Below are 13,431 nucleotides of genomic sequence, written 5' to 3'. Positions count from 1 at the left end.
CGCGTCGTCATCCGTTGAGCAATCGGTAGGTGTCGACGCCGTTTCTGCGATGCTGTCGTTCCACCGAAACTCGAGAACCCATGGCCAGCGGCCTGTCGAAGTCGAGCAGCGGTCTTATGTTTGCTATACGGCTCATTCCGCGAACCGGTAGAAAACGAAGCCGTTGTCGCGTGTGACGCGTTCAATATTCAGGCGAGAGCCCAGAAGGTGCGGGCGCTCGTCGTCGATCAGAGCAGATCCACCATTTTCGATAGAGACGACATAGATTCCATGGCCGTGATCCATTTGGACACTCTTGACCGTTGCTTTGAACGAATCGATTGACCGGATCGGGCTGGCATCATTGGCCCATTTATTGGCGGCCAAGGAAAACATCACCGCGAACGCGGCAAGGAAAAGGATAACGCCAAGAGCGTTCCTTTTCAAATCCGCATAAGACAACGACACCAGTTTGAACCCCTTTCTTACCAGTCACGTGGTGACAGGAAGGTCGACTTTCAATGGCCTTCCTGTTGCAGCAAGGTGCTTTCAACGTCTTGATTCGCGGTGGCCTTTACTTCGCCTTCGAGAACGCCAGCCACAGCCCGCCGCCGACCAGGAAGCTGCCGCTGATGCGCGACATCAGCCTGACGCGGCTGGCCGACAGCAGGCGGCCGGCACGGCCCGCGGCAAGGGCGTAGGTCGAGTCCGACATGGCGGCGAAGATCATCGCGGTCAGGCCCATGACGACGATCTGCAGCGTGTAATTGCCCTGCGGCGCGATGAATTGCGGGAAGAAGGCGCCGAAGAAGACAAGCGTCTTCGGGTTGCTGATCGCTACTAGGAAACCCTGGAGGAAGAAGCCGCCCCGGGGCTTTCTCGCGGAACCGTCGGGATTCAGCGCGCCTTTCGAACGAAACATCTGCACGCCCATCCAGATCAGATAGGCGGCGCCGAGCAGCCGCACCCACTCGAACCAATGGCCCATGCCGGCGATCAGCGTGTTGAGGCCGATGCCGACGATGGCGATCATGACGGCGAGGCCGGCTTGCGTGCCGGCGACATTGGCAAGCCCGGCGCGCGAGCCGTGGCGCATGCTGTTGGCGATGATCAGTGTGACCGTCGGGCCCGGCACCAGGACGATGACGATGCAGGCGACGACATAGGTGGCGTAAAGTTCCAGCGACATGACCTTCCCTCGAACAGGATCGCGCCGACTTGGGCGGAGCGCGATCAATGCACGGAGTTAGCGCCGGCGCAAGCTGGCCGCGCAGCGCAGTCCGTCAGGCAGCGCCCGCCGGCCAGGGCAGCGTCGCCTCATAGGCGGTGCCGGCTCTGAGCACGGCGAGGTCGCCGCGCGGCCGGCCGATCAATTGCATGCCCATCGGTCGGCCCCTTTTGTCGAAGCCGACCGGCACGTTGAGCGCCGGGCAGCCGCCCAAGGTGGCGAAGGCCGAGACCTGCATCCAGCGGTGATAGCTGTCCATCGTCCGGCCGGCGACCTCGCGCGGCCAATGCGTGGCGACGTCGAACGGGAAGACCTGCGCCGTCGGCAGGACGACGAGGTCGAAGCGCTCGAACAGCGACAGCAGCGTCTTGTGCCACGAGGAGCGCCGGACCGAGGCGGCATGGATCTGCGGCGCGGTGAGACGCATCGCCTGCTCGATTTCCCAAACCGCTTCAGGTTTCAAAAGTTTGCGTTTTTCCGGATCGTCATAGTGCGCCTTCAGCCCGCAGCCGCTGCTTGCCTGGCGCAGCGTCGCGAAGGCCTGCCACAGCGCCTCGAAATCGACATCCGGCACCAGCGCTTCGCTGACGAAGGATGCCTCGGCAAAGCGGGCCAGCGCGCTTTCGCAAAGTTCGAGGATTCCGTGCTCCATCGGCAGGTGGCCGCCGAGATCGCCGAGCCAGGCGATGCGGCCGCCGGTAGCTTTCGTCCCCAAGCCTTCGAGGAACGAGCCCTGCTTGTCATGCGACAATGGCGCGTGCGGATGGTAGCCGGCCTGCTCGTCGAGCAGCAGCGCGATGTCGGCGACGTTCCGGCCCATCGGCCCTTCGACGCCCATCTGGGCGTGGAAGACATCGATGTCGGGGCCGGCCGGCACCAGACCCTGCGAGGGCCGGAAGCCGTAGACGTTGCTGTAGGCCGCCGGATTGCGCAGCGAGCCGCCGAAGTCGCTGCCGTCGGCTACAGGCACCATGTCGAGCGCCAGCGCCACCGCCGCGCCGCCGCTCGAGCCGCCGGCGGTGAGCGCCGGATCGAAGGCGTTGAGCGTCGGACCGAAGACGGGATTGTAAGTGTTGGAACCCAGCCCGAATTCCGGAACGTTGGTTTTGCCGATGATGATGGCGCCGGCCTTGCGGACGCGCTCGACGAAGAAGTCGTCCTCTTGCGGGATGAAATCGGCGAAGATCGGCGAGCCGAAGGTCGTCCTCTGGCCCTTGGTCAAGGCCAGGTCCTTGATCGCGATCGGCAGGCCGAACAGCGATCCGGCCGCGCCGCCCTTCGCCAGATGGGCATCGGCCCTGTCGGCTTCGGCGAGGATGTCGGCGCGCTCGCGCAGCGAGACAATGGCATTGACCAGCGGGTTCACGGCCTCGATGCGGTCGAGAAAGGCGCTGACGACTTCGCGCACCGACAGTTGCCGCTGCCTGATCTTGTCGGCAAGCTCCACGGCGGACAGGCGGCAGATGTCGGCGGCCGTCGGTACGGCATGCTTGGTTACAGGACGCATCGCCGTCACCGCGCGGCCAAGGCGGCGTCGACATCCTTCGCCAGCGGGATGGCCGGCTGCGCGCCAGGCTTCAGGCAGGCAAGCGAACCCGCGGCCGCGGCGCGCGTGAGCGCCTCTTCGAGCGAAAGGCCGGACGACAGGCCGGCACCAAAATAGCCGCAAAAGGTGTCGCCGGCGCCGACCGTGTCCACCGGGGCGATCTTCAGCGCCGGAACGGTGAGGAACTGGTCGGGCGTGGCGGCCAGCACGCCGTCGCCGCCAAGCGTGACAACGATGGCGCGGCCGGTCTTTTGGGCATAGTCGCGCATCCGCGCCTGCCGGTCTGGGCCGGAGAGCGCCAGCGCTTCGCCATAGAGGTCGAACTCGGTCTCGTTGGCAACGGCGTAGTCGGCCTTGCCGAGAAAGCCGGCGGCATCGGCGCGGAAAGGCGCGGTGTTGAGCACGCTGACGGCGCCTGCCGAGCGGGTTGCATCGAGCGCCGCGTCCACCGTCGGCAGCGGGATCTCGTGCTGCAGGAGTACGACGTCGCCCTTCTTCAGATACGCCTTGGCGATGTCGGCCGGAAGCACCGAATCGTTGGCGCCCGGCACGACGGCGATCACGTTCTCGCCGTCGGCGCCGACCAGGATCAGCGCCGTGCCGGTGGAGGCGAAGCTCTCGCCGACGCCGGAAAGATCGACATTGCCGGCTTTCAGCAGCGCCAGCGCTTCGGCGGCAAAGCTATCCTTGCCGACGGCGCCCACCATGCGCACCTTGGCGCCGGCGCGGGCGGCGGCCAGCGCCTGGTTGGCGCCCTTGCCTCCGGGAGCGGTAGCGAAGCCCGAGCCGCGGACCGTCTCGCCGGGCTCCGGCAAGCGGTCGACATTGGCGATCAGGTCGAGGTTGATCGAGCCGACGATGATGATCAAGAAACGCCTCCTGCCGGAGCGGGCCAGCCTTCGATCGAAGGCCGATGCGCTCCAAGTCCTTGCTTTTACGCAATTGATTGCGCGGGAGGCTAGCCGCAAAGATCGCCTATTGCCAGATCAAGCCGGTTGTGCGCTTCGCCGGCCCACAGCATCATTCGCAGCGCACCGTGACAGTGCCCTGATAACTGCCCGCCGGGAAGATGCCGGACGATTTCGTCGCTGTGAGATCGACCTGGATGGAGTGGGTTCCATTGGTGACGCGCTGCGGCGAACTGCCTGGAACATCGAGTCCGGAGTCATCGAGGCGGAAGACGGTGTCGAAGGTGACGTTGGTGTCGCCACCGCTCGGCGCGGACGTGAAGGCGATGGGCGCCGGCGCGGAGACGGAATAGCAGTCGAGCAGGTTGAGGATAGTGCAGAGCAGCGAGCTTGCGGTGATGGTAGCGCCGGCGCTCGACCCGCCCGCCTGCTTGGAACCGAATATGTTGATGGCAGGGTTCGATTTCATCGTCCCCGAGGCGCCGATTACAATAGTGCAGGTGCCGACAATCGCCGCCTGGGCTGGCAGGGAGAAGCCGGCAAGCAACGCTATCGCGAGCGGCGCGCGACTACTACTACTACTACTACTTCTTCTTTTTCTTGCCATTGCCGGTTGTGCCTCTGATGCTCCAGCCTTCATTGGCCCATGCGGTTGATGCGGGGGCGGGGGCGGTTGCGGGAGCTGGAGCAGCCACGCTCCCCGTCTGGCCGTCGGCGCCGAGGCCCATCTTGAGAAGCTTCAATTCAAGCTGCAGGCGCTCGACCTCGAGTTCATAGAGGCGGCTGCAATCGACGCGCTTCGGCGTCCGCCCGATCGGGACCACCACGCGGCCGTAAGTGGCGATGTCGCTGTTCGACTGGCTGTTGCTGTTGCCGCGGATGACGCCGACATCCAGATAGGCGCCGCTGCCTGAAACGGCCGAGCGGCAGGTCGTGCCGTCGCTGGCATGAACCTCGTCCTGGCCTTGGGGCAGGGTGACGCCGGGCAAGGTGAAACCCGTCTGGTTCTGGTTCAGGTTCAGGATATCCTCGGCAAACCCCTGGCTTGCGACCGCCAAGGCGGGCAGCAGGGAGAGGGTCAGAACCTGCGATGCCCGAAGAACTTTCCGCATATCTGCGCCCTTATCTGCGTCTGCTCGCTTGGAAAGGGGATACTCTCGGTACAGATACGCACTTTACGCTCGTTCGCGCCGTCGAATGGCACCACCACCAGGACCGGACGCGACGCCTGGCCGGCCAGAAGAAAGGTGCTCGGCGTGACCTTGGCGTCGATAGGCTGGAAATCCTGATCATAGACATGGATTTCGACGCGTATGCGCTGGTCGTACGGGTTACCGGGAAAGACCCGGACCGCGAAAGCATCGGTGAAAGACCTCACCTCTCCCCGCATCGGCGTCATCGACTGGCCCGTTGCGGCAATGGGAGACAGCATGGCGGTCAGCCCCGCCGCCAGCATTGCAATCGTTCTCAAGGACCGCTCCTTTCGCGAGAGGGCTATTCGCAGCGCAGTGTCACGGTTGCCTGGTAGTTGCCGGCGGAGAAACGGTTCGTACCGCTCTTGGTGCCGGCAAGATTGACCGCGACCGTCGATGTGCCCGGTACCGTCAGCGCCGTCGCGGTGCCGGTTTCGGCAATGGTCTGTGCACCGGAGGTGGCGAAGGTCGGGGTCCATGTCGTGGCTGTGGTGTCCGAGGCCGGGACGGTGGTGGTGGTGACCGGATCGACGCTGAGCGTGACGCCCCCGGTGGTATCGACCTGGGCGCTGCCGGCCGAACCGCCGGCATTGTGAGAGCTCAGCGACTGAAGATTGCTGCTGACGGTCATCGTGCCGTTGGAGTTGATCGTGACCGTGCAGGTGGCGGTGATGGTGCCGTTGAACAGCACGTTTCCGGTGGCCGCCAAGGCAGTCTGGCCAGCACAGGCGACCAGCAGGCTCGCGGCCATTGCGGCGCGAAAAAGCTTCATTGAGACCCCTCTTTCGAGCCGGACAGTGCGGCTCAATGTAAGGGGTATCATCCCTTTATCGTGGTTAATTTAGCGTTAACTGAAATAGAAACGGCAAGCAACTCCAAATACAACCGGCGAAACCAGAGGTTGCTGCCGGTTGCATTGCCCGGATAGTCGGGATATTTTGTTTCGATTATACTTGCTTATATTGCGACCCACGGTTTTTCGCAATGCTGTGCAGAAAAATCGAGGTTCAGGACGCCACCTGGCCCGCTTCCCAGCCGAGGATGGCGCGCTTGCGCGTCAGGCCCCAGTGGTAGCCGGTGAGGGCACCGGACTTGCCGAGCGCACGATGGCAAGGAACCACGAAGGACATCGGATTGGCGCCGACCGCCGCGCCCACCGCACGGCTTGCGTTCGGCGCGCCGATGCTCGCCGCGATCGAGGAATAGGTGCAGGCCTTGCCCATCGGGATGCGCAGCAGCGCTTCCCAGACACGCAGCTGGAAGTCCGTGCCGATCATCACCACGCGCAGCGGCTGGTCGGCACGCCAGAGCGTCGGATCGAAGACGCGCGCGGCATAGGGCTGGGTGGCCGACATGTCCTCGACGTAAGTCGCGTTCGGCCAGCGGCCGGACATGTCGGCGAAGGCGGCCCGCTCGCCGCCGGCATCGCAGAAGGCGAGGCCGGCCAGTCCGCGGTCGGTGACCATGATGAGCGCGATGCCGAAGGGCGAGATATGGTAGCCGTAGCGGATGGTGAGGCCAGCGCCGCGGGTCTTGTAGTCGCCGGGCGACATCGCCTCGTGGGTGACGAAGAGGTCGTGCAGCCGGCCGGGGCCTGACATGCCGAGCTCGAACGAGGTTTCCAGTAGCGGCATGCCGGAATCGAGCAGCCTGCGAGCATGATCCAGCGTCACCGCCTGCAGGAAGGCCTTGGGCGACAGGCCGGCCCAGCGCGTGAACAGTTTCTGCAGGCCGGTCGGCGTCTCGCCGACGGCTTCGGCCAGGACCTCCAGCGAGGGCTGGTCGCGATAATCGAGGCTGATCTTCTCGATGGCGCGGCGCACGACTTCGTAGTCGCTGCCTTCAGGCGTGATGTCGTTCTGCAGGATCGCTGTCGGTTTCATCAGGGTATTCATGGTCATCTGAGCGTTCATGGCAATATCTCCCATGGCAATATCTTCTTGACCGCGAATATCGGTCTTCCCCCTCTTTGCCACCACCCGAAACTTGCCTTCCCTTGCCCATACCCAGATAGAGCTGGCTCGAACCGAAGGGACAATCATGGCCGGCGAAAAGGTAAGTCTGACGGGGGCGAGGGAGACCCTCAGCGCGCCTTGGCGGTCGCCAGCGCGCGCGAAAAGGCAGTCGCAAAACTTTCGCGGGAGTCGGGGTCCAGGAAAGACCCGATCGAAACGCTTCTGCCTTGCGCCTCGACGGCCATTTTGGTGATGCCGATCTCGGCATGGCGGGCGATCGAAAACCGCGTCCAGAACGGGTTGAAGCGATGATCCTCGAAGCGGCCAGAGGGCGCCGTCTTGCGGATGTCGAGGCTGGTGCGCGAGACCGATATTTCCTCACGCGCCCGGGCCGCCCGATAGTTGACGCGGAAGGCGATGTAGACGGCGGCCACGTCCAGACCGAAGAAGCCGAAGACCGGCCATGCGCCATGCGCCAGGAAGATCGCGCCGGTGACCGCCCAGCCGAACATCAGCGCGCCCATCAATATCAGAAAGCCGGTGCGGCCGAGGGAACGATGCGGCGTCAGCAGGGCGTGGAAAAATGGCTTGTCGGCTTCGAACGAGGCGTTTGTGTCGCTCATAGTGAAATATTATAGGAAGGGAATGGCGCTCCCCAAGTCCAAAAATTCCCTATCCGTCAAAAAGCCATCAGCCTCCGCCACAGGCGGTAGTGCGAAAACGCCATCGCGGAAGGGCGGATCGCGCTCGCTCTACACACCCGCCGAGGTGCACGAGATTTTCCGACGGTTTTCGGTGCAGCGGCCCGAGCCGAAGGGCGAACTCGACTACGTCAATCCCTTCACGCTGCTGATCGCGGTGGTGCTGTCGGCGCAGGCGACCGATGCTGGCGTCAACAAGGCGACGAAGCAGCTGTTTGCGGTGGCCGACACGCCGCAGAAGATGCTGGCGCTCGGCGAGGCCAAGGTCGGCGACTACATCCGCACCATCGGGCTGTGGCGCAACAAGGCCAAGAACGTGATTGCGCTCTCAAAGGCGCTGATCGACGACTTTGCCGGCAAGGTGCCGGAGGACCGGGACGAACTGGTCAAGCTGCCGGGCGTAGGACGCAAGACCGCCAATGTGGTGCTCAACGTCGCCTTCGGCCAGCATACGATGGCGGTCGACACGCATATCTTCCGCATCGGCAACCGGATCGGGCTGGCGCCCGGCAAGACGCCGGAACAGGTTGAGCAGGGGCTCTTGAAGGTCATCCCGGCTGAATATATGCGCCACGCGCATCACTGGCTGATCCTGCACGGCCGCTATGTCTGCAAGGCGCGCAAGCCGGACTGCCCGGCCTGCGTGATTGCCGACATCTGCAAATCCAAGGAAAAGACCACCGACGTGCCGGCGCCGCTGGTGTCGATCGCGCCCTTGAAAGAGGCTTTTCCCGCAGAGGTTTAGTAGCCGTAGCCGCGCGCCATCGCCGCGGCAAAGACCGGGATCAGCAGGAAGATCAGGCCCTCGGCGCGGACATAGTTCTTCACCGAGGCGAGTTCCGCCGCCGGCACCGAGAAAGCGGGATTGCCGCTCGCCTGCCTGTTCCAGGAGATGAAGCGCATTGTCGGGACGATCGACAGCAGGCCGACGATGATGAAGGTCGCCATCTTTGCCCAGAACACCCAGTTGTAGACGTAGAATTCCCAGCCTTTCAGCCCGAAGAACACCCGGCAGATGCCGACGACGACGATCAGCGCAGCGATGATGCCGTAGTGGCGGTCGATGCCGGCAAGGCGCTTGAGCGTCGCCGCCCCCAACTCGCCGCGCACCAGCACGAATTCGGCGCCGATGATGCCGGCCAGCGAGAACACCAGAAGATGATGGGCGATCGCCAGCAAAAGGTCGGTGGTGTCCATGTTTCTTCCTTCGATCGAAGAGCGCGAGTGTTGAATCAGTTCTCGGCGGTTGCAGAGTAGCATCGCGAGGCAAAATCCCATATGCGCAAGCTAACCATAAGCGTCGTTGACGCCACCTGCCGGCAGTCTATTGCTTGAAACCATGAGCCGACTGAAACGTGCCCTCAATCCGATGCCTGAAGACGTTCGAGCTGTACTCGCGGAGCGGGGACTGATGGCCGCCTATGATGCGCGGCCGGACTATCAGCGGAACGACTATCTCGGCTGGATCGCCCGCGCCAAACGCCCTGAAACGAGGCAGAAGCGGCTTAACCAGATGCTCTACGAACTGGCGCTCGGCAGCGTCTATATGAACATGGCCTGGCGCGGCTGAAGCCGGTCCTCCGGAGTTTTGCCTGCCGGTCACCTTGCTTGCCTCTGGAAGATGGCTCCGGCCATCCTGGCCCTTGTTCGAACATGCTGGTTTGCTAAGGCTTCCGCCTCAACAGAGGTGAATGCCATGAGCATTGGAAGGGAAGCCGGCGTGCCGATCCTGGAAACGGCGCGGACCGTCCTGCGGTTCCACAGGCTCGATGATTTCGAGACCTATGTCGCGATGTGGGCGGACCCCGGCGTCACCCGTTTCATTGGCGGCAAGCCGCGCACCCGCGAGGAAAGCTGGATGCGCTTCCTGCGGCATGCCGGGCTCTGGTCGCTGCTCGGCTATGGATTCTGGGCGATCGAGGACAAGGCGACAGGCCGGTTCATCGGCGAGGCCGGGTTCCATGATCTCAAGCGCGAGATCGAGCCGTCGATCGAAGGTGTGCCGGAGGCCGGCTGGGCGCTGGCGTCGACCGCGCATGGCCAGGGACTTGCGAGCGAAGTCGTCGGGCGCATCGTCGCCTGGGGGGACGCGGTGTTCGGGCGAGGCAGGACCGTCTGCATCATCGATCCCGACAATGGCGCTTCGCTCAAGGTGGCGGAGAAGAACGGCTATCGCGAAATCCTGCGGACCACCTATCACGACATGCCGACGATTCTGCTGGGGAGGCCGGCCGGAGGCAATCTCGGTTGATCAGCGCTTGGCTTTCAGATTGTTCAGGGCCACGGCTGCACGGACGAGAGCCTTGAACGCTCCCTCGTCTATCTCCTCGCCCTCGCGAAAGTCGATGGCGCGCCTTGTGTTGCCCTCGAGGCTGGAGTTGAAGAGGCCTGAGGGATCGGGCAGCGCCGCGCCCTTGGCGAAGGTCAGCTTGACGACCGCCTTGTAGGTCTCGCCGGTGCAGATCATCCCGGCGTCCTCCCAGACCGGCACGCCGCGCCACTTCCATGCCTCGCTGACGTCGGGATCGGCCTGCTTGATCAGGGCGCGCAGCCGGCCAAGCATCTCGCCTCGCCAGTCGCCCAATTCCGCGATACGCCCATCGATCAGCTCGGAAGGAGATTTGCTTTCCTGCACGCCGCTTTTCTCCGTGTTCTGGATGAATGGATCGCCATGATGCCTCCTCAGGCGAGCCCTGCTTGATGGATAATGCGCCTACATTCGTTCGCCAGGCAATTGACTTGCCTGTTTCACCCAGGAGACGAATTGCGCTTCATCGAGCTGGTCGTCCTCATGGATGTGGAAATAGCGCGTGTCTTTGCTCTTGGATTCGACGGGCGGCACCGGCTTCAGCGATATGCCGCGAAAGAAGGCCACCTTGATGTATTTGGCGAAGCAGTGAATGCCGAGAAACCAGCCTTCGCCTTCCATCCCGTAAAACGGCGAGTTCCATTTGACGGCCCTCTGCGCCTCGGGAACGGCCCGCATGATGAGCTGGTCGAGCCTGCGGCCGACCTCGCTCTTCCAGCCCGGCATCGCCGCGATATAGGCCTGCACGGGCGCGTCGCCATAGCCCTTGGCGATCTGCGGGTTGCCGCCCGAAAGCAGCATGGGCTTCGCGCTCGAGGCGCCGGCGGCAACCTTCGGCGATTTCGCCTTCGCCATTAGGCCGACTCCACCTGCTCGCGCTCGCCATGCCGTCTTGCGGCATAGGGCAGCACGAACATATAGAGGCCGCTGAACAGCAGCAGGAAGAGCGGCGGGAGCGGCGAATAGACCACCCAGGCGGGAGGCTCGCCCAATGCCATGGCGACGAAGTTGGCGATGACGGTCACGGTAAAGATGATCGACAGCCAGCGATGCAACTGCCTGATCCATTTGCTCCAGTCCAATGCTGCCTCCTCTGAAAGAATGAATGAACGTCGGCTTACCAGCGCGCCAGCTGGGTGATCTGGATGAGATTGCCACAGGTGTCGTTGAGCTGCGCGATGGTCGAGCCGGTCACCTCGGTCGGCGCCATGGCGAAGCTGCCGCCATTTGCCGTGATGCGCTCGTGGTCGCCCTTGATGTCGTCGGTGAACAGCATCAGCGCCGGCTGGCCCTGCTTGAAGATGGCCTGCTGGTAGGTCCTGGCAGCCGGATTGTCGTTCAGCGCCAGCTGCAGCTCGGTGCCGTCCGGGTCTTCGGGCGAGGCGACTGTCAGCCAGCGGAACGGCCCGTTGGTGAAATCGGCTTTCTTGGTGAAGCCCAGCACGTCCGTATAGAAGCCAAGAGCCTTCTCCTGGTCGTCGACATAGATGCTCGTCAGCTTGATCTTCATCGCATGCCTCCATTGCTTGCGCCTGCAGGTTGCCACCCGCCAACAGCTTCCGCTTTTTTGAACCCCTTCGGCGGGACCTCAGTCGATCCGCGCCAGCACCTCTTCCAGGGCTGTAAGGAACCTCTGCCAGCCGACGGTGGCGCCCCGGTAGTAGGACTGCTGATCCGCGCGGAAGCCCGTCTGTTCCATGCGCAGATGGGTTCCCGTGCCCGTCGGGGTGAGGGTCCAGGTGACGACGCTCTCCAGATCCTTGGTGTCCCAGGTGTAGGACAGCGTCTTGTTGGGCTCGACGGTCTGGACCTGGCACTCGACGCCGCCCCAGTCCGCGCTCAGTTCGAAACGGTGGTCCACGACCGGCTTGAAGTTGTTCTTCATCAGCCACTCCTCGATGAGATGCGGTTGGGTCAGCGCCCGCCAGATCTTTTCCGGCGGATAGGGAATCTCGCGCTCGACGACGACGGAGCGCGTTCCGGCCGGCATATCGTTCATTGATCCATCCTCTTCAGCAGATCCTCGAGATCATCGAACCGGCTCTCCCAGAAGCCCGCCATCTCACGTGTCCAGTCCATCAGCGGCGCCAGCGCACCAAGCTGCGCGCTGTAGTGGGTCTGCCGGCCCTCGTGGCGATCGCGCACCAGCCCGGCTTCCTTGAGAAGGCCGAGATGCTTCGACACCGCCGGCTGCGACACTCCGGCCTGCGCCGTCAGCGCGCCGACCGTCTGCTCGCCTTGACGGCACAGACGCTCAAAAATGGCGCGTCTTGTCGGATCGGCAAGCGTCCGGAAGAGCGTATCATGCGCGTTCGACATAGGGATCGATAACTCAGCGGCTATTGATTGACGTATAACCATTGAGATATGTGTGAGTCAAGCCGAAGAGTTGCGCGGGCGGAAGCATCGAGCGGCAGGACGATCCCATCACGGCATCGTCGCGGACCGTCCCTTGCCGCAGTCCCCGCGTCAGCGCTTCCAGAAATCGCGGTGCGGTGCGAGCAGCTCGTCCGCGATTTCGGGAAAGGGGCCAAAGACCTCGATCTTTTTCTGGCCGGAGCCGAGTACGGTGCGCGAAGACAAGCTCATCGTCGGATTCGCTGCGTGATCCCCGGTGAGCGCGAGAAGCTCGGTCTCCTCGAAGCCGTAGACCAGCCGGCCGATATTCGCCCAGTAGAGCGTTCCTGTGCACATCGCGCAGGGCTCGCCGGTGGTGACAAGCGTGCATTGCCACAGGAACTCCGGCTCGTAGGCCGCCGCGGCGCGCCGGGCGAGCTCGGTTTCGGCATGGCGCACCGTGTCGAGATTGCCCTGCCGCATCAGCACGCGATCGTCAGGCCCGACCAGCACCGCGCCGAACGGATGATGCCCATGCGCCGCCGCCTCGCGCGCAACGGCGTCGGCGGATCGAAGGTGGGCGAGCATCTGATCGCGGATCATGGCAAAACCCCTATCGCGCCGGCTGTTTGAGGCGAGATTGCTGCCAAGGAAGGCGATTGGCAAGAGCTAACCGTCGCTTGATCGTCCACCTGCTCCAGGCGCGGCGACATCGGCATTTGGCATGCCGGAAATTCCAATTCGGTCTACTCCGAGACCGCCTCTGCACGGCCGTTTCCCGGCGATGCCGGGTAGGAAGGTCCTGTCAGGCCGGAACGGTCGCGTGGATCGTCAAATCCCGGAGCAGCGTCGAAAGCTCCGGTTCGTCGATCAGCAGAGCCGCGTCGGCCGCCGGCAGCCAAGCCCGCTGGCGGTTGGCGGCTTCCTGCCAGTCGGCCATCTCCTCGGTGACCTCCAGCAGATAGACCACCACGTCGACACGGACAAAACGGCTGGCCATCCGCTTCCAATAAGAGTAGCCACCGGCAGGCTGCTTCAGCGCCTTGCCCAGCACGCCCGCCTCTTCCTGGGCCTCGATCGCGGCCGCCTTGCGCCCGCCCTTGCCCTTCATCGGCCAGCCCTTGGGCACAATGAAGCGCCTGGTCGTGCGCGAGGTGACCAACAACACTTCAAGCTGGCCGTCTCCGCGCAGACGAAAGGGGATAGCCGCCACCTGGCGGATACGCTCTCCTTTCCTTGCCCTGCGTACTGCTTTCTTCTTGGCTGTTGCCATCCC

Annotated in this window: 22 protein-coding genes; 3 read left to right on the top strand and 19 right to left on the bottom strand. The window is 63.6% G+C overall.

The annotated features are described in order from the left end of the window. Positions 1 to 132: 132 nt before the first annotated feature. From RFN30_RS08600 to RFN30_RS08555, 10 genes are all read right to left on the bottom strand, one after another. Positions 133 to 447 carry a hypothetical protein gene (locus RFN30_RS08600; RefSeq protein WP_320261672.1) on the bottom strand — a complete coding sequence of 105 codons (315 nt, stop codon included), beginning with the start codon at positions 445 to 447 and terminating at the stop codon, positions 133 to 135. A 106-nt stretch (positions 448 to 553) separates the two neighbouring features. Then, positions 554 to 1,168, bottom strand: coding sequence for a LysE family translocator (locus tag RFN30_RS08595; RefSeq protein ID WP_320261671.1), 615 nt, complete (start codon positions 1,166 to 1,168; stop codon positions 554 to 556). A 94-nt stretch (positions 1,169 to 1,262) separates the two neighbouring features. Further along, complete coding sequence (locus RFN30_RS08590; protein ID WP_320261670.1) at positions 1,263 to 2,714, bottom strand: amidase; 1,452 nt, start codon at positions 2,712 to 2,714, stop codon at positions 1,263 to 1,265. Positions 2,715 to 2,719: 5 nt separating this feature from the next. Continuing rightward, positions 2,720 to 3,622 carry a ribokinase gene (locus tag RFN30_RS08585; protein WP_320261669.1) on the bottom strand — a complete coding sequence of 301 codons (903 nt, stop codon included), beginning with the start codon at positions 3,620 to 3,622 and terminating at the stop codon, positions 2,720 to 2,722. A gap of 151 nt (positions 3,623 to 3,773) precedes the next feature. Then, positions 3,774 to 4,268, bottom strand: a complete 495-nt coding sequence (locus tag RFN30_RS08580; RefSeq protein WP_320261668.1) for a hypothetical protein — start codon at positions 4,266 to 4,268, stop codon at positions 3,774 to 3,776. Further along, the gene (locus RFN30_RS08575) at positions 4,246 to 4,773 is read right to left on the bottom strand and encodes a hypothetical protein (RefSeq protein ID WP_320261667.1); all 528 of its coding nucleotides are present in this window, start codon (positions 4,771 to 4,773) and stop codon (positions 4,246 to 4,248) included. The genes RFN30_RS08580 and RFN30_RS08575 overlap by 23 nt, the downstream gene beginning before the upstream one ends. Beyond that, positions 4,740 to 5,117: a PDZ domain-containing protein gene (locus RFN30_RS08570; protein WP_320262068.1), complete on the bottom strand. Its 378-nt coding sequence runs from the start codon at positions 5,115 to 5,117 to the stop codon at positions 4,740 to 4,742. Before RFN30_RS08570 ends, RFN30_RS08575 begins: the two co-directional genes overlap by 34 nt. 38 nt (positions 5,118 to 5,155) lie before the next feature. Then, complete coding sequence (locus RFN30_RS08565; protein ID WP_320261666.1) at positions 5,156 to 5,626, bottom strand: hypothetical protein; 471 nt, start codon at positions 5,624 to 5,626, stop codon at positions 5,156 to 5,158. Between the two features lie 235 nt (positions 5,627 to 5,861). Then, complete coding sequence (locus tag RFN30_RS08560) at positions 5,862 to 6,767, bottom strand: methylated-DNA--[protein]-cysteine S-methyltransferase (RefSeq protein WP_320261665.1); 906 nt, start codon at positions 6,765 to 6,767, stop codon at positions 5,862 to 5,864. A gap of 170 nt (positions 6,768 to 6,937) precedes the next feature. After that, on the bottom strand, positions 6,938 to 7,432 hold the full coding sequence (locus tag RFN30_RS08555) for a DUF2244 domain-containing protein (RefSeq protein WP_320261664.1): 495 nt from the start codon (positions 7,430 to 7,432) through the stop codon (positions 6,938 to 6,940). Between the two features lie 22 nt (positions 7,433 to 7,454). Here RFN30_RS08555 and nth point away from each other — a divergent pair, with 22 nt between their 5' ends. Then, positions 7,455 to 8,255, top strand: a complete 801-nt coding sequence (gene nth, locus RFN30_RS08550; RefSeq protein ID WP_320261663.1) for an endonuclease III — start codon at positions 7,455 to 7,457, stop codon at positions 8,253 to 8,255. Here nth and RFN30_RS08545 read toward each other — a convergent pair. Next, on the bottom strand, positions 8,252 to 8,707 hold the full coding sequence (locus RFN30_RS08545; protein ID WP_320261662.1) for a DUF2214 family protein: 456 nt from the start codon (positions 8,705 to 8,707) through the stop codon (positions 8,252 to 8,254). The two genes, nth and RFN30_RS08545, sit on opposite strands and share 4 nt — an antisense overlap. Positions 8,708 to 8,849: 142 nt before the next feature. On the opposite strand from RFN30_RS08545, the gene RFN30_RS08540 reads away from it, so the two are divergent. Together RFN30_RS08540 and RFN30_RS08535 are read left to right on the top strand one after the other, a co-directional pair. After that, on the top strand, positions 8,850 to 9,080 hold the full coding sequence (locus RFN30_RS08540) for a YdeI/OmpD-associated family protein (protein WP_320261661.1): 231 nt from the start codon (positions 8,850 to 8,852) through the stop codon (positions 9,078 to 9,080). 126 nt (positions 9,081 to 9,206) lie between these two features. Continuing rightward, positions 9,207 to 9,761 (top strand): GNAT family N-acetyltransferase, encoded by a 555-nt coding sequence (locus RFN30_RS08535; RefSeq protein WP_320261660.1) that lies wholly within the window; start codon positions 9,207 to 9,209, stop codon positions 9,759 to 9,761. Here RFN30_RS08535 and RFN30_RS08530 read toward each other — a convergent pair whose 3' ends face one another. The 8 genes from RFN30_RS08530 to RFN30_RS08495 form a co-directional block, all read right to left on the bottom strand. Beyond that, positions 9,762 to 10,145 carry a DUF1801 domain-containing protein gene (locus RFN30_RS08530; protein WP_320261659.1) on the bottom strand — a complete coding sequence of 128 codons (384 nt, stop codon included), beginning with the start codon at positions 10,143 to 10,145 and terminating at the stop codon, positions 9,762 to 9,764. A gap of 78 nt (positions 10,146 to 10,223) precedes the next feature. After that, a complete protein-coding gene (locus tag RFN30_RS08525) occupies positions 10,224 to 10,673 on the bottom strand; it encodes a DUF1801 domain-containing protein (RefSeq protein WP_320261658.1) in 450 nt (149 codons plus the stop codon). Next, complete coding sequence (locus RFN30_RS08520; RefSeq protein ID WP_320261657.1) at positions 10,673 to 10,900, bottom strand: hypothetical protein; 228 nt, start codon at positions 10,898 to 10,900, stop codon at positions 10,673 to 10,675. Before RFN30_RS08520 ends, RFN30_RS08525 begins: the two co-directional genes overlap by 1 nt. Before the next feature lie 35 nt (positions 10,901 to 10,935). Next, on the bottom strand, positions 10,936 to 11,328 hold the full coding sequence (locus RFN30_RS08515) for a VOC family protein (protein ID WP_320261656.1): 393 nt from the start codon (positions 11,326 to 11,328) through the stop codon (positions 10,936 to 10,938). A gap of 78 nt (positions 11,329 to 11,406) precedes the next feature. Continuing rightward, positions 11,407 to 11,817 (bottom strand): SRPBCC family protein, encoded by a 411-nt coding sequence (locus tag RFN30_RS08510; protein ID WP_320261655.1) that lies wholly within the window; start codon positions 11,815 to 11,817, stop codon positions 11,407 to 11,409. Further along, on the bottom strand, positions 11,814 to 12,137 hold the full coding sequence (locus RFN30_RS08505) for an ArsR/SmtB family transcription factor (protein ID WP_320261654.1): 324 nt from the start codon (positions 12,135 to 12,137) through the stop codon (positions 11,814 to 11,816). Before RFN30_RS08505 ends, RFN30_RS08510 begins: the two co-directional genes overlap by 4 nt. A gap of 150 nt (positions 12,138 to 12,287) precedes the next feature. Beyond that, positions 12,288 to 12,758 (bottom strand): nucleoside deaminase, encoded by a 471-nt coding sequence (locus tag RFN30_RS08500; RefSeq protein ID WP_320261653.1) that lies wholly within the window; start codon positions 12,756 to 12,758, stop codon positions 12,288 to 12,290. Positions 12,759 to 12,960: 202 nt separating this feature from the next. After that, entirely contained in the window at positions 12,961 to 13,428 is a 468-nt protein-coding gene (locus tag RFN30_RS08495; protein WP_320261652.1) for an NUDIX hydrolase, read from the bottom strand. Between the last annotated feature and the right edge of the window lie 3 nt (positions 13,429 to 13,431).

This window comes from Mesorhizobium dulcispinae (assembly GCF_033977345.1).
In the GTDB taxonomy this organism is placed as follows: Bacteria; Pseudomonadota; Alphaproteobacteria; order Rhizobiales; family Rhizobiaceae; genus Mesorhizobium; species Mesorhizobium dulcispinae.
This window is presented reverse-complemented; position numbering and strand designations above follow the sequence as displayed.